The 16,645-nt window shown below is 64.2% G+C and carries 16 protein-coding genes; 5 read left to right on the top strand and 11 right to left on the bottom strand.

The features are described 5' to 3' along the window. Window positions 1-33 precede the first annotated feature (33 nt). Both upp and ABID59_RS33090 read left to right on the top strand, forming a co-directional pair. The gene (upp, locus tag ABID59_RS33095) at window positions 34-669 is read left to right on the top strand and encodes a uracil phosphoribosyltransferase (RefSeq protein ID WP_148754776.1); all 636 of its coding nucleotides are present in this window, start codon (window positions 34-36) and stop codon (window positions 667-669) included. Window positions 670-702: 33 nt separating this feature from the next. Beyond that, entirely contained in the window at window positions 703-2,271 is a 1,569-nt protein-coding gene (locus tag ABID59_RS33090; RefSeq protein WP_354086142.1) for an AMP-binding protein, read from the top strand. A 7-nt stretch (window positions 2,272-2,278) separates the two neighbouring features. On the opposite strand, the gene ABID59_RS33085 is transcribed toward ABID59_RS33090, so the two are convergent. The 9 genes from ABID59_RS33085 to fliD form a co-directional block, all read right to left on the bottom strand. Then, window positions 2,279-3,190 carry a flagellin gene (locus ABID59_RS33085; RefSeq protein ID WP_354086141.1) on the bottom strand — a complete coding sequence of 304 codons (912 nt, stop codon included), beginning with the start codon at window positions 3,188-3,190 and terminating at the stop codon, window positions 2,279-2,281. Between the two features lie 19 nt (window positions 3,191-3,209). Then, window positions 3,210-4,985 carry a flagellar hook-associated protein FlgK gene (gene flgK, locus ABID59_RS33080; RefSeq protein WP_354086140.1) on the bottom strand — a complete coding sequence of 592 codons (1,776 nt, stop codon included), beginning with the start codon at window positions 4,983-4,985 and terminating at the stop codon, window positions 3,210-3,212. A gap of 18 nt (window positions 4,986-5,003) precedes the next feature. After that, window positions 5,004-5,477: a flagellar protein FlgN gene (locus ABID59_RS33075; RefSeq protein WP_354086139.1), complete on the bottom strand. Its 474-nt coding sequence runs from the start codon at window positions 5,475-5,477 to the stop codon at window positions 5,004-5,006. 9 nt (window positions 5,478-5,486) lie between these two features. Next, on the bottom strand, window positions 5,487-5,747 hold the full coding sequence (locus tag ABID59_RS33070) for a hypothetical protein (RefSeq protein WP_148754781.1): 261 nt from the start codon (window positions 5,745-5,747) through the stop codon (window positions 5,487-5,489). Window positions 5,748-5,750: 3 nt separating this feature from the next. After that, complete coding sequence (gene flgE / locus ABID59_RS33065) at window positions 5,751-7,016, bottom strand: flagellar hook protein FlgE (protein WP_354086138.1); 1,266 nt, start codon at window positions 7,014-7,016, stop codon at window positions 5,751-5,753. Between the two features lie 31 nt (window positions 7,017-7,047). After that, window positions 7,048-7,716 (bottom strand): flagellar hook assembly protein FlgD, encoded by a 669-nt coding sequence (locus ABID59_RS33060; RefSeq protein WP_354086137.1) that lies wholly within the window; start codon window positions 7,714-7,716, stop codon window positions 7,048-7,050. A gap of 337 nt (window positions 7,717-8,053) precedes the next feature. Next, on the bottom strand, window positions 8,054-8,326 hold the full coding sequence (locus tag ABID59_RS33055; protein ID WP_354035286.1) for a hypothetical protein: 273 nt from the start codon (window positions 8,324-8,326) through the stop codon (window positions 8,054-8,056). Between the two features lie 141 nt (window positions 8,327-8,467). After that, entirely contained in the window at window positions 8,468-8,881 is a 414-nt protein-coding gene (locus ABID59_RS33050) for a flagellar export chaperone FliS (RefSeq protein WP_246230260.1), read from the bottom strand. Between the two features lie 14 nt (window positions 8,882-8,895). Beyond that, complete coding sequence (gene fliD, locus ABID59_RS33045; protein WP_354086136.1) at window positions 8,896-10,530, bottom strand: flagellar filament capping protein FliD; 1,635 nt, start codon at window positions 10,528-10,530, stop codon at window positions 8,896-8,898. On the opposite strand from fliD, the gene ABID59_RS33040 reads away from it, so the two are divergent. Continuing rightward, window positions 10,514-10,669 carry a hypothetical protein gene (locus tag ABID59_RS33040; RefSeq protein WP_354086135.1) on the top strand — a complete coding sequence of 52 codons (156 nt, stop codon included), beginning with the start codon at window positions 10,514-10,516 and terminating at the stop codon, window positions 10,667-10,669. The genes fliD and ABID59_RS33040 overlap by 17 nt on opposite strands. Here ABID59_RS33040 and ABID59_RS33035 read toward each other — a convergent pair. Together ABID59_RS33035 and ABID59_RS33030 are read right to left on the bottom strand one after the other, a co-directional pair. After that, the gene (locus ABID59_RS33035) at window positions 10,666-11,490 is read right to left on the bottom strand and encodes a flagellin (protein WP_148754787.1); all 825 of its coding nucleotides are present in this window, start codon (window positions 11,488-11,490) and stop codon (window positions 10,666-10,668) included. The genes ABID59_RS33040 and ABID59_RS33035 overlap by 4 nt on opposite strands. A gap of 141 nt (window positions 11,491-11,631) precedes the next feature. Beyond that, the gene (locus tag ABID59_RS33030) at window positions 11,632-12,330 is read right to left on the bottom strand and encodes an RNA polymerase sigma factor (RefSeq protein WP_354086134.1); all 699 of its coding nucleotides are present in this window, start codon (window positions 12,328-12,330) and stop codon (window positions 11,632-11,634) included. A 513-nt stretch (window positions 12,331-12,843) separates the two neighbouring features. Here ABID59_RS33030 and ABID59_RS33025 point away from each other — a divergent pair. Both ABID59_RS33025 and ABID59_RS33020 read left to right on the top strand, forming a co-directional pair. Beyond that, window positions 12,844-15,258 carry an HAD family hydrolase gene (locus ABID59_RS33025; protein ID WP_354086133.1) on the top strand — a complete coding sequence of 805 codons (2,415 nt, stop codon included), beginning with the start codon at window positions 12,844-12,846 and terminating at the stop codon, window positions 15,256-15,258. Window positions 15,259-15,325: 67 nt separating this feature from the next. After that, the gene (locus tag ABID59_RS33020) at window positions 15,326-16,639 is read left to right on the top strand and encodes a hypothetical protein (protein ID WP_502916843.1); all 1,314 of its coding nucleotides are present in this window, start codon (window positions 15,326-15,328) and stop codon (window positions 16,637-16,639) included. Window positions 16,640-16,645 lie beyond the last annotated feature (6 nt).

The following is a 16,645-nucleotide window of genomic DNA, read 5'->3' as shown; positions in this document are numbered from 1 at the left end:
GCGCTGTTTCACGGAACCGTGTAGATCGGTTTCATGAGCACAAGCAGCGTCAACGTCGTCGCCCATCCCCTGGTCCAGCACAAGCTTTCCTTGATGCGGGAGAAGGACCGCTCGACCAAGAGCTTTCGCGAAATCCTGAACGAGATCGGGATGCTGCTGGCCTACGAGGTGACGCGCGACCTGCCGCTGGAGCTGGTCGAGATCGAGACACCGATCTCGCCGATGCAGGCGCCGAAGATCGCCGGCAAGAAGCTCACGCTGGCGCCGATCCTGCGCGCCGGCGTCGGCTTCCTCGACGGCATGCTGGCGCTGATGCCCTCGGCCCGCATCGCCCATATCGGGCTCTACCGCGACCCCGAGACATTGCAGGCCGTGGAATATTACTTCAAGGCGCCGCAGGACCTGTCCGACCGCACCGTGATCCTGATGGACCCGATGCTGGCAACCGGCAATTCAGCCTGCGCCGGCGCATCGCTGCTGAAGGATCGCGGCGCCCGCGACATCCGTTTCGTCTGCCTCCTGGCCGCGCCCGAGGGCATCGCAAAGTTCCAGAGCGAGCATCCCGACGTGCCGGTCTGGACCGCCGCGATCGATGAACGGCTCAACGACCACGGCTACATCGTGCCAGGCCTGGGCGATGCCGGCGACCGGATGTTCGGCACCAAGTAGACAGGTTTGCGCGATCGGGCTACTCCGGTCGCCATGCATGCCGACGATGTTTCACTGCATTCGCTGATCGGATCGGAGACAGCTGCCGATCCTGCCTTCGTGTTCAACGGCACGCCCGTGTCGCGCACGGAGTTTTCAAGGATGGTCGAGCAGACCACGGCCTGGCTCGCGGCGCAGGGTATCGGCAAGGGCGACGTGGTGGCGGTCTGGTTGGTCAACCGGGTCGAATGGATCGCGTTGCTGTTCGCCGCCGCCCGGCTGGGTGCGGTCGTTGCCGCCGTCAACACGCGCTACCGCGGCGCGGAAGTCGCGCATCTCCTGAAAGTGTCGGGCGCCAGGCTGCTGGTGCTCGAGGCGGCGTTCCGCTCGATCGATTTCGCCGCTGTTCTCGCCGACATTGCCAAGGCCGATGTGCCCGCATTGCAAAAGCTCGCGGTGGTCGGCGCGGATGCGATCCCCGCGCAATGGCCCTGCATTCGCTTCGATGCGTTCGAGAAACCCTATCCGGCGGGCCCCATCCAAGATGACGTCGACCTGCCGGTGCTGCTCTACACCACATCAGGCACCACCAAGGGGCCCAAGCTGGTCGCGCATTCGCAGCGGACGCTGGCGACCCACGCCAACTCCGTTGCCAAGACGCTCAAGCTCTCGCCGCAGCGTCACTCGCTGCTGGCGATGCTGCCATTCTGCGGCACCTTTGGCATGACGAGCCTGCTTGGCTTCATCGCAGCCGGCGCGACTATCCACGTGCCAGACGCCTTCGAGGCGGCACCGGCGCTGAAAATCCTCAGCGAGCACAAGATCACGCACTGCTTCGGCTCCGACGAGATGTTCCGCCGTATCCTTGCGCTGACCGATGAGCCACGTCCCTTCCCGCATCTCGAGGTCTGCGGCTTCGCCGCGTTCCAGCCCGGCTGGCGCGAGCTGGCTGCGGAGGCCGAGGCGCGCGGCCTGCCGCTATTCGGCCTCTACGGCTCGAGCGAGCTGCAGGCATTGTTCTCGATCGCCCGTCCCGGCGACGCCTTCGCCGATCGCATCGAGGGCGGTGGCTGGCCAATGTCCCCCGAGGCCAAGGTCCGCGTGCGCGACACCGAGACCGGCGAGCTTGCAGCGCAAGGCGTCTCCGGCGAGATCGAGATCAGCGCGCCGTCGCGCTTCCTCGGCTATTTCAACAACCCCGATGCGACGCGCGATGCGTTCACCGCGGACGGCTTCTTCCGCACCGGCGACATCGGCCGGCTTCGCGATGGCGCCTTCGTGTATGAGACCCGCGCGGGTGACGCGATGCGGCTCGGCGGCTTCCTGGTCGCACCCGGCGAGATCGAGGACGAGCTCAAGTCCTGTGCCGGCGTCGCCGATGCCCAGGTCGTCGCGGTCGACCTGAAGGGCCAGGCGCGCTGCGTCGCCTTTGTCATCCCGGCCGGCACTTCGCCGCAACAGGAGGTGCTGACGGCACGCCTGCGCGAGCGGCTCGCCGGCTACAAGGTTCCGGCGCGGATCTATGTCGTGGACGCCTTCCCCGTGACCGACAGCGCCAACGGCGTGAAAATCCAGCGCGCCCGGCTTCGCACCATGGCGATGGAGCGGATAGCGGCCGAATAGACCGCTCCTATTTCAGGTAGCTCGCGAGATTCATGCCGAGGATCTTGGACATTGCCGAATAGGAAGCCGTCAGCTGCGCCTGGTAGGTGGAGAGCTGGGCGGTGATGGCGGCGACATCGACGCCGGTGAGGTCGTTCGACAGGCTTTCGGCGTAGCTCTTGTAATCGGTCTGTTGCGTGCTCGCCGACTCGATCGAGGACGACGAACTCGAGAGTTTTGCCTGCACCGCCGCGGTGTCGTCGAGCGCCGTGCTGGCGAGGTTGAGCGCGCTGGAAATGTCGGAGGATGACAACGAGGTGCTGTTGGCCACGAACTTCAGCACGCGCATGACTTCCTCGAACGCCGAATTGTCGGCGGTAACACCATACGACACGGTGTTGTCGGCGGCGACGCGTACCGAGGCGATCTCGTCATCGCCCGTGTAATAGCTGGTGTCCGCCGTGGTGATGGAACCGGTACCCGGCGAAAAGCTGGTGAGGTCGACCGGCGCCGTGTCGGTCTTGCCACCGGCAAAGACATACTGGCCGTCATACTGCGTGTTCATCAGCGAGCCCATCTGCTCCAGCATCTGTTGGGCGGAGGAGATCACCGAATTCGTTTCGGTCGAGCTTCCGGTTGAAGCCGCGCTGAGCTGAGAGCGGAGCTGGGTGATGATGTCCGTCACCGAGCCGACGACCGAATACATCACCTGGACCTTGCTGTCGGCCAGCGTGGCCGCATCGATATAGGATTGCGCGCGCGCCACCGACACCTGGAGATTGACGACATGCTGCGCGTTCGAGCCGTAGCCGCCGAAATCGGTCGAGACGACGCCCGACGATTCCTGAACTTGCTCGTTCGCCATGACCGACTCCACGCGCATCGCGTCGGCGATCATCTTGCTCGACTGGGCGAAGGTGGCGATCCGCATCGCGACCATGGAGCTGCTCCCGCGCGCTTTACGACGACTGCACGGCGGTGATAAGCGCCGAGTACATACTGTTGATAGCCGAGATCAGCGCGGATGCTGCCGAGTATTGGTTTTGCAGCGTGCTCAGATTGGCGGATTCCTCGTCGAGGTTGACGCCCGACTGCGACGACAGCGAGCTCGCATAGGTCGACTGCGCGGTCTCCTTGGCAGTGTAATTGGTGGACGCCTGCGAGGCCTTGCTCGCAACATCGGCCACGATTGTCGAGGCATAGTCGGCAAAGGAGCCGGTGGTGGCGGCGAGCCCCCCGGTGGAGGAAAACGTCCGTGAGGCCGTCAATGCGCTGTAGAGCGCATTGACCACGGTCGCAGATCCGGACGTCAGCACATTGCTGCCGACCGTAAGGCTCGAGGAGGAGTCCAGTGTTGCAAGCTGCAATGCGCTGGTGCCGGACAGTATCTTGCTGTTGACCGCGATATCCGACGCGCTTGTTCCAGTCACGAGGTCGTTGAGGCCGAAATAGTCGGAAAATCCCTCGCTCGAGCTACCGACCGAACTGGTCATCTCATTGATGGCGACACCATTGCCCGAGCCTGTCGCCGTGATCGAGAGATGCCCGTCCGCATCGACCGATGCCGACATCCCGGAAATGCCATTGATGGCAGTGACGAGATCGCCGACCGTGGAGTAGGACGACAGGTCGAGATCGCTGTAGGAGACCAGATTGCCGCTCTGGTCGGTCACGGCGAGGCGCACTGCGCCGGTGGCGGACAGCGCCGTGCTGCTGGTGACGCTGGTGGTTCCGGTCAGGCTGGTCGGCGCCGGTACCGAGGAGGCGCTGTTCGAGACCGTGTTGACCGCAGAGGCAAGCTGCGTTGCGAGCTGGTCGAGCTGGGACTGCGCCGCCGGCAGGGTTTTGTCGCGGAGTGAGATCAGCGCGCCGATGTCACCGCCGGTGATCTGCGAGGTGATGTCGACGCCATTCACCGTGATCGCGCTGAAACCGCTCGACGATGAGCCCGCCGTGTAGGTCGTCGACGACGACACGTTGGCGGCGGCGGTATAGCTGATCTTGTGTGCGGAGCTGTCGACCAGCGCCTGCCCCGTCGTGGTGTAGACCTGAAGATCGCCGTTCGACGCCGTGTAGTAGCTGACGTTCATCTTGGAGGCGACGTCCTGCAGCGCGGTGTTGCGCTGGTCCTCCAGGTCCGCGGTCGACTGCCCGGTCGCCGCCGTCTGCTTGATCTCCGCGTTCAGATCCGCGATGGTCTGCAAGTCCGTATTGACGTCGTCGATCGAGGACGAGATGTCCTGGTCGGCATTGGAGCGGAGCTTCTGGATGCCGCTCGAGGTCTCGCGCAGCTGGCTCGTGACGTCGTCGAGCGCGCTGACGACGTTGGATTGCAGCGAGGCGCTGCTCGGCGTGCTCGCCAGCGACGACAGCGCCGATTCCAGCGAGGCGATGCCGTTGGCCAGCGAGGTCCCGGTCGACGAGCTGTCGGTGCTGCTGGTCGAGCCGTAGAGCTTCTCCAGCGAGGTCAGGTAGGTATTGGCCGTGTCGGCCGAACCGAGGTCGGAGTCGGCACTGACCAGCGACTTCAGCAGCAGCTTGTCGACCGTCGAGGTGATGCCCGTCACCGTGACGCCGGTACCGACGCCGTTGGTGACGCTGCTCGACTGGTTTGCGGTCTTCTTGGTATAGCCCGTCGTGTCGGCGTTCGAAATGTTCGACGACGTCACGCTGATCTGCACCGACGTGGACGACAGGCCGCTGAAGGCGATCGATCGTGCGATATCGAGCGACACGGCGGGCTCTCCTGCTCGTCAGGCGCTGCGGCTGGTGCCGCTGGAGACGGCGCGCGCAGCGACCCGGCCGGAGGCGCCATAGGGCGATACCGCAGCGATCTGCTCGCGGATCGCCTGCATGACGGCCTCGATCCGGCGGTTGCTGGCCTCGATCGCCGCACGCAGCCGCACCAGGTTTTCGTCCATTGCCGCGCGCAGCTTCAGGATCCGATCCAGCAACTGTTCGCGTAGGATCCGGTCCCGCACGTTCAGGGTGGTCCCGCCCACCGCACATTCGGCGACGGATCGTTCGAAGATCTCCGCCAGGCGATTTTTTTCGTCGACCTGCTTCAGGCGTGAGGCCGGCAGACCTTGGGCGAGCTCGGCATTCTCTTCCGCCACCAGCGCGGTCAGAACGTCGATCAGTCCGATCAGCGACTTGATCCGGGCGTCGCCATTTGCGGCGTTGGTCCGCGTGGCTTGGCTATTGGCTTGGGCTACACTCATGGTCATCGCCTTCTTCTAATTTTGCCGTTTGCCGCGATGGACTTGCGAGTTGCGCAAATAAGCGCCGATCGCGGTCGTCCTGACGGTCGCCTGTCTCATTTCGCCCTCGACCGCTGCGCATTCCTTCAACAAGCCGCGGCGGGTCGTCTCGAGATCGTCGAGCAAGGCAAGCACCTGCTTGTGGTCACTGTCCGTCACGGTAGCGGCTCGTGCCACCAGCCGTCGCACCCGGCGCAGCAGCGCTTCTCCGGCGGCCTTGGCCTCCTCGCCGCGCATCGCTCACCTCATCGCCGAGATCAGGGTGTCGTACATCTTGCTGACGGTGGAGATGACCTGGGACGCCGCCGAATAGGCCTGCTGCGCCGAGATCATGCTCGAGAACTGGCTGGAGGTGTCGGTGGTCGAGGATTCCAGCTCGCTGCCGTAGATCGTGCCCGCACCGTTCTCGCCGGACGCTTGCAGCGCGGCATTCCCCGACGTCACGGTCGCGGAATAGAGGCCGTCGCTGGCTGCGGAAAGCCCGGTTGGATCGGCGAAGGTCGCCACCGCTATCTTGTAGATCGCGATGGTCTGGCCGTTGGAATAGGTGGCGTCGACGATGCCGTTCTTACCAATCGAGATGCTGGACAGCTTGCCGTAGGAGAGGCCGTCCGAGGAGATGCTGGTGACGTTGACGGTCGGCGTCGTCTCGCCCGAAGCATATTGTGTCAGACCGTCCGTGCCTCCGGCGGTGCCGAGGCTCATCGTGATCGTGCTGTCCGCCGCGCCATCAGTCCAGCCCGTCACCGCGACGGTCGCCGGGCTCGGGCTGGTGCTCGCCAGCGAGCCGTCGCTGTTGAAGGTGATCGCGATCGTCCCCGAAGCCGTGCCTGTCGCGGTCGTGGTATCCGAGGTCGAGGTCGGATTGGCGAAGCTCGCGCTCCAGGTGTTGGTCCCGGTCTTGGTCCAGGTGACCTGCATCGAGTTCGCCGCGCCGAGCGAATCGGTGACGGTCATCGAGCTGGTGTAGGTGTCGCCGGTCGCGGCATCCGACGGCAGGTTCGCCGCAATCGTGGTCTTGGTGGTGGCGCTGCCGCTGGTCGAGGCGACCTGGGTGTTGATGGCCTCGAGATTGCTCGCCGATTCATTGCCGACGACATTGCCGTCCGAATCGGTGCGCCATCCCTCCAGGTAACTGCCATTGTTCTCGAGATAGCCGGCGTTGTCGGTCGAGAAGGCGCCGTTGCGGGTATAGGACGTGGTGCCGCCCGACGTGGCGCTGGTCGCGACGAAGAAGCCCGAGCCCTGGATCGCGACGTCGGTCGCGTTGGAGGTCGCGGCGAGCAGGCCTTGCTGGGTGATGTTGGCGCGGCCCGAAACGGTGACGCCGCCCGAGGCATAGGAGGTCGCGTTGCTCGATGCGGTGACGAGGTCGTCGAACATCGCCGACGTCGTCTTGTACCCCGTCGTGCTGGTATTGGCGATGTTGTCGCTGATCATCGACAGGGACTGGCTCTGCGCGCTGAGCGCGGAGATCGCCGAAGAGAGTGCACCGGTGAGACTCATGATGAAACTCCAGAGGGATCAGGACGCAGGATCAGGACGTGACGCCGATGATGTCGGCGGCGCTGACGGAGACACCGTTCACCGTGAGCGAAGGCGTTGATGTTGAGGTGTCGATGCCCGTCACCGTGCCGGAGATGGTGGTGTAGTTGAGCACCGAGTTGCCGGCGGAATCCGTCGCGGTCACCGAGATTGTGTACTGGCCGCCGTCCGTGAGCTGGGTGCCGCTGGAATTCTTGCCGTCCCAGGTGAAGGTGTTGGATCCGGAATTGCCGGTCCCGGTGCCGGTGTAGACCGTGTTACCCGAGGCGTCCTTGATGGTGACCGCGACGTCGGAAGCGGCCGAGGACAGCGAATAGCCGAACGTCGCCGAGCCGTTGCTCAAGGTCGACGTGTCGGTCTTCGCCTCGACGGTGTGGCCGATATAGTTGACCGAGTTGAGCGTCACGAGACTCGAGAAGGAGCTGGAGAGCGACGTCAGGTTGGAGTTGATCGACTGCTGCTGGCTGAAGTTGGCGTAAGACGTGAGCTGATTGATGAAGTCGGTGGTCGAGGTCGCGTTCAGCGGGTCCTGGTTCTGAAGCTCGCTGACGAGCAGGCTCAGGAAATCGCTCGAGGTCAGCGTCGAACTGGACGAGGTGCTCGACGAGGACGACGTCGTCGTGGTCGCAGTCGTTGCAGAACTCGTTGCGGAAACTGTCATCAGAAACTCCGGCTTTCTCGCGCAACCGGCGACAGCGATGTCGGTCAGCGCGCTTGAAATCTGTGTGCTGATGAAACGCGTGGCCGCGCGGATTCAGGCGCGGATTCACGGCTGCGAAATTCGCTTTCGACGCGGCAAAATCTGCCGCGTGGAGGCGCGAACGCTTCCACGACGTCATGGCCGGGCTTGTCCCGGCCATCCACGCGATGCTTGCGAGCTTAAGAACGTGGATGCCCGGGACATAGGCGAGCGGAAGCGACGCCGTCCTTCAGACGGCTATGCCCGGGCATGACGATCTCTTGGAGCAAGTGGAGATATGAAGAATTCGAAGAGCCGATCAGCTCCCCGCGGTCTCGCCTTCGGTGCGCGGCTCGGCGGTGTCGGTCTTCATTTTCGCAGCGGCGGCGGCAATACGGTCGGCGAGGCCGGCGGGTGCCCGCACTGGAGGTGCCGCGAGCGCCTGGCGCAGGGCGCGCATCTCTTCAAGCAGTGCCTGGGCAGCAGAGGAACGTTTCAACAGCTCTTCAGCGGGCAAGCGCCGATCTTCGGGCCAGAGGGAGAGATCCTCGCCCAGCCGGTCGATCAGTTCTTCAAACTCGGTGACGTCCATCGCCCGCCGATCCCGCCTCGGTCAGGCCCCTCATAAAGCATTGCAAGCGCGTCGAAAACCGATTTCCCGCCGCTTCGCGCGCCAAAAGCGCCCGGAGCACTACGGGAACGGGCCAAACTGCGGTCCGCGGCGGTCGTGGTTTCAGCCCGTGCGGGCCGAATCGGACGGCGCGATCTTGCCGCCCCGCGCCGTCGCGTCGACGTGCTCCCAGGCCTCCCGCAACTCGGTCACGGCCGCGATGATCCGCCGAAAACTCGTCGGGGCATGCGGCCGGCCGAACGCCTTGTGGCTCGCCACGATCAGGCTGTTGTAGGTCTGGAACAGCCGCTCGGCCACCGCCCCGCCCTTGGTGAAGTCGAGATTGTGGCTGAGCCCGCGCAGGATCGCGGTCGCCTTCAGCAGATATTCGTGCCCTTCCTCGAAGCGCCGCGCTTCCTGTGCGGCCAGCGACTTCTGGAAGAAGGTGATCGCGCCGCCAAGCAGCATCGAGATCGCCTTCAGCGGCGGCACGCTGGTGGCCGCGCCCCGATAGGCCTGATTGGCCATGTACGCCATCGGATTATGCATTATCAACCACTCGAGCTGGAGTTAAGCAAGGCCTTGAGATAGGTGAGCGTGTTGTTCGCGCTCGTGATCGCGGCCTGGTAATTCGCGTATTGGGTCTGGAGCTGGGTCTGGTAGGCGGACGCTGCACTCTCGATGTCGTCGACCTTCTGCTGGAGGTCGGTGTCGCGGTCCGTCAGGTTCGTGATCAGCGTCTGCAACGAGCCCGAGGTCGACGAATAGGTCTTGGACAGCTGATAGAGCTGCGTGGCAATGCCGGAGGTCGAGGTCACCGTGATCGATTGCGACGTTGATCCCGAATAGGTGAAGGCCATGCCCGCATAGGCCGTTCCGGCCGCGCCAAGGATCGTCGTGCCGGTCACCGTAAATAGCGAGGAATCGCCGCCGACCGACGCAGAGCTGAGATTTCCGGACGAGTCGACGGTCAGGTCGAAGGTGAAGGATTGCGGCGACGTTCCGGTATTGACGACGCTGAGCTGGCTCGACGAGGTCTTGGTCTGTGCCGACAGCAGCGTGGTGACACCGCTCAGGTTCGTGCTGAGAACATTGGATAGCGTCGAGGAGTCGAGCTCGAGCTCGTTCTTCTCATTGAAGGACAGGCCGAGGTCCGCCATGGTGAGGCCGCCCACCGTGCTGTTGAGCGCGTTCTGGAGCGAATCCATGATGTCGCGCATGGTGCCGTCGCCGAACAGCACCGCGCTCGAATCCGCCGTGCCGTCGGAAGCCGTTGCCTGCTGCGCGATCACCGCATCGCGGAACGTGTTGTAGTTGGTGACGAGGCTCTCGACCGCCGTTTCGATCTGGCTGGTGTCGGGCTCGATGCTGATGCTGAGCGATGTTCCGCTGGGCGTCGCCTGGAGCAGGTTGAAGGTCACGCCCGTGAGCACGTCGGTGATGTCGTTGGTATCCCGCGTCATCGAGATGCCATCGAGAGAAAAATCAGCCGCCTGCGACGTCTGCAGCACGTCGGCAAAGGCGCCCGTGCTGTCGGTCACGCCAAGCTTGTTCAAGATATCGTCGCCGGAGGTGCTGGAATAGCTGATGTCGGCGGCATCCTCGGTGCCGGACAGCACCATCTCGTACGACCCGCTCGACACCTGGACGATCGAGGCCTGCACGTTGGTGGTCGAGGTCTGGGCGTTGATGGCGTCCACCACGTCCTGCATCGACATCGTGCTGGTGACGGTGATGTCGGCGGTGTTGCCGCTACCGAGACCAAGGGAGAAGGTGCCGGAATAGCCGAGCGCGCTGGTCTGGCTCGACTGCGAGGTGCCGATCACCTTCTGCGCGGTCGCGACCTGGCTGATGGTCAGCGTGTGGTCGCCGGTCGCAGCACCGTTGCTGACGGACATCGAGAGCGCGGAGGAGGCGCTGACGTCGCCGGACGAGCTGATGGTCGCCGCCCGCGTGGCGAAGGCGTTGGTCGCGAGCGAATTGACGACGGCCGTCGCGAGCGAGGAAAGGCCGCTGGAGAGCGTCGAAAGATCGGTCTGGAGCGTCTTGTAGGCGGAGATCTTGGCTTCGTTGCTGGTGATCGAGGTCGAGATCGTGGTCGCTGCCGTCAGCTTGGCGTTCACCGCCGCGGTGATCAGCGCGCTCCAGTCCACGCTGGTCGATGTGGTGGTGCCGGTCGTAGTCACCGTGGACGCACTCGATGTGCTGGTGCTCGCAGTGCTGCTGGTGCTCGAACTGACTGACGTCACTGTGCTGCCCGATCCATCCCAGGGTAAACCGGGCCGGCATCAAGCCGGCCCGGCGATCGCTAGCCTCAGCGCTTAGCCGAGCAGCTTGAGCAGGTACTGCGGCATCTGGTTCGCCGCGGATTCCGCCGACACCGCGGCCTGGGTCTTCACCTCGGCCGAGGACAGCGTGGCCTGCTCGGCCGCAATATCGACGTCCTTGATCGCGGAGTTCGCCGACTGCAGGTTCTGGGTCTGGGTCGAGATCGAGTCCGACGAGAAGTTGAACCGCGATTCCTGCGCGCCGATGCTGGCGCGGGCGGCGGAGACGGTGTCGATCGCGGTATCAAGCGTGGTCAGTGCCGAGGTCGCGTCAGAAAGGGAGCTGACGTCGAGCGAGGACACGCCGAGCGAGGATGCTGTCAGGCTCGTCAGCGTGATTGTGATGTTGTCCGAGCCGGAGGAGCCGACCAGCACCGAGACGCCGGAGGCGAACACGCTGGAGCCATCAAGCAGGCTCTGGCTGGAATAGCGGGTGCCGGTCGCGATCGAATCGATTTCGCTCGTCAGCTGCGTGAATTCCGAGTTGATGTAGGCGCGGCTGGAGTCGGTCGTGGTGCCTGAGGCCGACTCGGAGGCCAGCGACTTCATGCGCGCCAGGATGTCCGAGATGTTGGAGGCGCCACCGTCGGCGGTCTGGAGGATCGCGGTCGCCTGCGAGGCGTTGGTCGCGGCCTGCTGCAGCGTGGTGACGTCCGACGAGATGCGGGTCGAGATCGCAAGACCGGCGGCGTCGTCGGAGGCCGAGGTGATGCGCGAGCCGCTCGACAGCTTGGCGAGCGCGCTGCTCTCCTGCGCGGAATTGATGTTGAGGTAGCGGACTGCAGAGTTCGCCGCGCTATTGGTGGAAATTGCAGGCATTGGAAACTCCTGTGCTGATGGGCATGGCGTGCCGCATCGTTGAAGACGATTGACGACGCGGACCGCAGCCCCGTCCGTTCGCTCAAACGGCGGAGCGCACGGAGATCAGGCGCGAAAATTTTCGCGAGCCCAGTTTTATGGTTAGCAATCGGTAAACGCGGTGCGGATATCGCGCTCGTGCTTGCGCAGCAACTGACGCAGTTGCTGACGTCCGCGCTTGAGCAAGGACTCCACCGCGGCCACCGTGGTGTCCATCACCTGGGCAATCTCGCCGTTGCTCATGCTCTCGTGGTACGAGAAGATCACCGCGATGCGCTGCTGCTCGGGCAGGCGCTGCATTGCGAGTTCCAGCATGCCGTTCAGCTCATTGCGCTCGATGATCTCGACGGCGCCGGGCTGGCCGTCGGCGACCTCCGGCACGGTCTCGACATTCTCGTTGCGCGGCTTGCGGCGCAGATCGATGCAGCGATTGGAGATGACGCGGTAGAGCCAGGTCGAGAATTTGGCGCGGCCGTGCTGCCAGCGCCCGCGATGGCTCCAGATCTTGAGCATGGTGTCCTGCACCACGTCTTCGGCATCGGCAGCATTGCCGACGATACGCAGCGCGATCGCATAGGCGCGATCGATGTGACGCTCGACCAGCATGCGGAACGCAGCCTCGTCGCCGGTGGCAAGTCTGTCGAGAAGTTCGCTGTCCTCATCGAAGACGATTTCGGCAGCGACCGGCGTGCTGTCCGGCGCCAGCGGCACCGACGGCATCACAGGCACGATCTCTTCAGCCGGCAGCGTCGTCGTGATCCCGGCCTCGGCGGGAGCCCAGACATCAGCAGCGTAACTCATCCCGCAATCTCCAACCCGCAATGCCGGCGGCGCACATGCCACACGGCTTCCAGGCGTTGAACGCGGGGCAAAAACAATCCAGGCGGATAATTTTTGTTATTTTTCAAGATGTTAGCCGGTATCTTTTGCCGAGTATCGGGCAATTATTGCCGAGCGCGCGCTACTCCCGCGCATCAATTCCGCAATCATCAGATCGTCTCGCGCCATGGCGGATCATCCATCCTGACCAGATGTCATTGAGAGAAAACGCTGACATTACGCAGCACTAAGGTGATCAAGCGCGACGCGCGCCTTGCGCATCAGGAAGCGATTGTTTCCGAGTGTGAATGAACGCGAGACGACTTCCGCACCCGGCAATTTTTTCCGAATCACCTTTTCGAACCTAGCGATTTTTTTGAATCTGTCAGTCGCGACGAATGCGTTTTTGAATCGCGCGTGAATTATTTTCGCGCTTGTGGCGCCTGACATGGTGAACGTGCGCGTTAATTGATCTGATTGGCGGGGAATCTTCACATGACGATCGCAACGGCCGGCACGAAGCGCCGCGCGCAAATTGTTTCTGCTTGGTCATTCGATGTTTTCGATACATTTCTGCTGCGCACCTGCACGACGCCGGATGGCGTATTTGAAAGGACTTACGAGCTTTCCGGCATTTCACGGACTTGTCCGAATGTTTCCGCGAGTTTCGTTCAGCATCGTATCCAGGCCGAAGCACGCGCGCGGAGGACCGCGAAAGAGAAGCGCGGCGGCAGCGAAATTCGCATCGATGAAATCTATTCCTGTTTTCCATTCAAGCTGTTCGGTCTCACGCGTCATCATCTGAGCGATCTCGCCGAATCAGAGTTCGCAGCCGAGCTCGAGCTCTGCCGCGCCAATCCGGACATGCTTCGGCAATATATGGACATGAAGCAGGCCGGCCATCGCGTCGGCTTCATCTCCGACACCTATTGGGATTCCGCTTCGCTGGCGCGGTTGCTGCGGGCATGCCGCCCCGGGCTGACATGGGACTTCCTCTACGCCTCCTGCGACCACGGCAGCGGCAAAAGCGAGACGCTTTTCGCCAAATACCTGTCCGAGCAGGGTATCGACGCGGGCGTCTCCTTTCACGTCGGCGACAACGACAAGGCCGATATCAGGGGCGCGAAGCGCCACGGCATTCGGCCGCGCTATTATCCGCAGGCGACGCCGCAACTGGCCTCGAAATTCCAGCGCGAGACCGCGCTGCTCGAGCTGTTGTGCGCCGGCGCGCCGGTGCGGCTCGATCATGGCGCGCGGACCTTGCGGCGCATGGTCGCCGCGCGCAACGCCGAGAAGTCTCCCGCCTTTCATCTCGGCTTGAGTGTGCTCGGTCCGGTGATGACGGCCTTCGATGCCTTCATCGCCCTGCGCTGCCGGGAGGTTACCGGCTCCGGCCGGAAGGTCGCGCTCGCCTTCCTCGGTCGCGACGGCTTCTTGCCACACCGGATCTGGCAGGACTTGCACGGCACCACATCGGTCTATCTCGAGATCAACCGGCGCGTCAGCCTGATCGCCTCGGCCGATACCATGCAGCCGCTCATTGACCTTCTCGGCAAGGTGTTGAAGATCGACGCGCCGACCTTCCGCGACATGATCAAGACTTTGCCGCCGGAGGTCGCCGCGTTCTTCGCGGCTTATCCTGACGGAATTGCTCCCGGCGAGGATCTCGCCGAAGCCCTGCCGAAGCTGATGGATGCCGGCGAGATCGTCGATCTCGCCACGGCACTGCGCGCGCGATTGCTCGCCTACCTGCGTCACGCGATCCCGGATTTCGACGACTGTACCGACCTGGTGCTCGCCGATCTCGGTTATTCCGGGAGCGTGCAGAAGGCATTGCGTCGCGTGTTCGACATGGAAGGCATCAAGATCCGTCTCCACGGCGCCTATCTGATCTCGCTCGACGATGCCTTCGATGATGTCGCCGAACAGGACACCGCGGCGGGCTTCATCTCGGACCTCGTGGTGACGCCGCATATCAAGCGCATGCTGACCCGCAACATCGCGCTGCTGGAGCAGATCTGCTGCTCCGCCGATGGCTCGGTCCGGGACTATGACGGCGACCAGGTGCTGCGCGAGATCAATCCGCGTCCGGCCAGCCAGATCGCGCTCGCCGCGGAGATTCAGGCCGGCGCGCTGGCCTTTGCGAAGAGCGCCGAGGACGCCGCGCTCGACTTCTGTCTCGACCCCAATGCTGCGCCTGATATCGCTGCGCGCTGGTGCACGGCGACACTGGCGCGCTTCCTGCTGCTCCCTGATGAGGACGAGCTGGCGCTGCTCGGCGGGCTGAAACACGACGTCAATCTCGGCACGCATGCGTTGGCGCCGATGATCGACAGCGACTTCCTCCGCCGGCAGATCACCGCCCGCGGTTTTTCCGCCGCCTGCGCGTCAGCCGCCCCGCCGATGTGGCTCGCCGGCAGCTTTGCCCGGCTGTCACCGTCGAACGCATATCTCTACACGCTGTTCGGGGCCAACCGTCTGCCGGCCGACGTCTTCGAAGAGAGCCCTTGTGGTCAGGTCCAGATCGGACTATTCCGCGCCAATTCGCCAGCCACGCTGGACACCGTGACCCTCTATCGCACTGGTTTCGGTGAGCTGCGCCTGCGCATTCCCCTCTCGCGCACGATGGCCATCGCCATGATCGCGCTGCCGCTACCGAAATTCGCCGCAGAAGGTCTCCTTCATGGCGTGACCGTCCAATCGGCCGACGACATTCGCGACGCCGCCGAGAGCCAGGATGTGGCCGGTATCGCCGCCGATAGCCTTATCTCAGCCGGCGTGCGGCACAACGGTGCCCATTATCGCACCGAGAACGACGATGCCTGCCTGCTGATCCCCGTCGGCCCCATGGCGCATGACATCGCGATCTATTCGGTCGCGATCACCCCGCTCGGTTCCAGCCCCAAATAGCGCGCCTGATCGCGCCGCCCCGGCCGTTCAAGTCCAAGGGCTGACTGGCGAGGCGAGGGGCACGGAATTGACGGACGGGATGCACGCAAACCTTGATGACCTCCTGCAATCCGGCGGCATCCGGCTCGGCCGGGCCCAGCGCGATCGACTGGACTGGCTGACCGACCAATATGGCGCCCGGACATTGGACGCCGGGAGCGGGCGCAGCGGCGTTGTCATCCTCAAGGAGCCGCCGAGCGGCGCGGCCGCGGATCTGTTCTACCGCTCGCTCAATCCCGGCTGTGCCGTCGTCATTCCGGCCAGCGAGAACCCCGGATTCGATTTCCTCAAGTCCAAGCTGACCGAGTTCGGCACGGTCGGCCCCTGCGGCGCGGACGGCCCGCACGAGATGTGGTGGGGCGGCATCGGCTGGTCGAAATTCCTGGCGGCCGCCGATACATCCACCGCCCGCCCGCGGATCGTCTCCTGTTACCCGCGCGGCGGCGACGCGACCGCCGCGTTCGAGCTCCGGCACTCGCTCGAACGATTTGATCTCGCCTGTCATATCGAGCCGATCGACACCCAGTTCGGCGACCGCCTGCTCTGCTTCGAGAAGGCGGAGTTCATGCTGCGGATGTGGAACAAGTATCGCGAGCCGCTGCTCTTCATCGAAGCCGGCGCCGTGCTCCGCGAGGCGCCGCTGCTGCCGTCCTTCCTCGGCTGCGATGTCGCACTCCACAAGTGGAATCGCTGGGAGATGTCGGCCCGCACGCTCTATCTCGGCCGCACCGGGGCTGCCGAGATGTTGCTGCGCACCTGGCAGCATCTCGCCGCGTCCTATCCCGCGATCTGGGAGGGCTACCTGCTCGACCAGGCCTGGAGCCTGACCTCGTCGCAGGTGCCGCTCGACACGGTGTGGCTGCCGCGGTCCTATCACGCGCTGGCGGGCGATCTCGGCGCGATGCGCGCCACGGTTCTGCATCACCAGCAGACGACGACGCTGGAGCTCGGGCCCGATCCCACCTTCGCCGGCCTCGTGCGCACCGCACGCCGGGCCGGCCGTACCGGCGCGCGCGATGCCTTCATGGTCATGACGTCGAAGGCCGAGGCCGGCAAAGGCATCGCGGTGATCCTGCGCGATATCTCGGCCAGCGACGCCGGCGCGGTCGCCGCCACCGTCGAAGCCGTGACTGGCGCCTATGCCACCGATTGCGGTGGTTATGGCCGCCTCGAACTGTCGCTCTGCGCCTGGCAGGACGATGTCGGCGCGGCGCGTGATGCGGCGGCGCTGGCGCATTACCGCATCCTGGAGATCGCGCCGGGACAGCGCATCGCCAACGACTTCTTTGCACACTGCGCAGCCGACGACGCCGTCATGACCGCCCGCCATCTCTTCCTCTGAGGGACA

Origin of the sequence: Bradyrhizobium sp. S3.3.6 (assembly GCF_040546905.1) — a bacterium.
In the GTDB taxonomy this organism is placed as follows: Bacteria; Pseudomonadota; Alphaproteobacteria; order Rhizobiales; family Xanthobacteraceae; genus Bradyrhizobium; species Bradyrhizobium cytisi.
This window is presented reverse-complemented; position numbering and strand designations above follow the sequence as displayed.

What these genes read in the sequence shown, in the direction of transcription:
- upp (WP_148754776.1), top strand. Translation starts at nt 34, where the DNA reads ATGAGCACAAGCAGCGTCAACGTCGTCGCCCATCCCCTGGTCCAGCAC.
- ABID59_RS33090 (WP_354086142.1), top strand. Translation starts at nt 703, where the DNA reads ATGCATGCCGACGATGTTTCACTGCATTCGCTGATCGGATCGGAGACA.
- ABID59_RS33085 (WP_354086141.1), bottom strand. Translation starts at nt 3,190, where the DNA reads ATGGTCGCGATGCGGATCGCCACCTTCGCCCAGTCGAGCAAGATGATC.
- ABID59_RS33075 (WP_354086139.1), bottom strand. Translation starts at nt 5,477, where the DNA reads ATGACCATGAGTGTAGCCCAAGCCAATAGCCAAGCCACGCGGACCAAC.
- ABID59_RS33070 (WP_148754781.1), bottom strand. Translation starts at nt 5,747, where the DNA reads ATGCGCGGCGAGGAGGCCAAGGCCGCCGGAGAAGCGCTGCTGCGCCGG.
- flgE (WP_354086138.1), bottom strand. Translation starts at nt 7,016, where the DNA reads ATGAGTCTCACCGGTGCACTCTCTTCGGCGATCTCCGCGCTCAGCGCG.
- ABID59_RS33060 (WP_354086137.1), bottom strand. Translation starts at nt 7,716, where the DNA reads ATGACAGTTTCCGCAACGAGTTCTGCAACGACTGCGACCACGACGACG.
- ABID59_RS33055 (WP_354035286.1), bottom strand. Translation starts at nt 8,326, where the DNA reads ATGGACGTCACCGAGTTTGAAGAACTGATCGACCGGCTGGGCGAGGAT.
- ABID59_RS33050 (WP_246230260.1), bottom strand. Translation starts at nt 8,881, where the DNA reads ATGGCGTACATGGCCAATCAGGCCTATCGGGGCGCGGCCACCAGCGTG.
- ABID59_RS33035 (WP_148754787.1), bottom strand. Translation starts at nt 11,490, where the DNA reads ATGCCTGCAATTTCCACCAATAGCGCGGCGAACTCTGCAGTCCGCTAC.
- ABID59_RS33030 (WP_354086134.1), bottom strand. Translation starts at nt 12,330, where the DNA reads ATGAGTTACGCTGCTGATGTCTGGGCTCCCGCCGAGGCCGGGATCACG.
- ABID59_RS33025 (WP_354086133.1), top strand. Translation starts at nt 12,844, where the DNA reads ATGACGATCGCAACGGCCGGCACGAAGCGCCGCGCGCAAATTGTTTCT.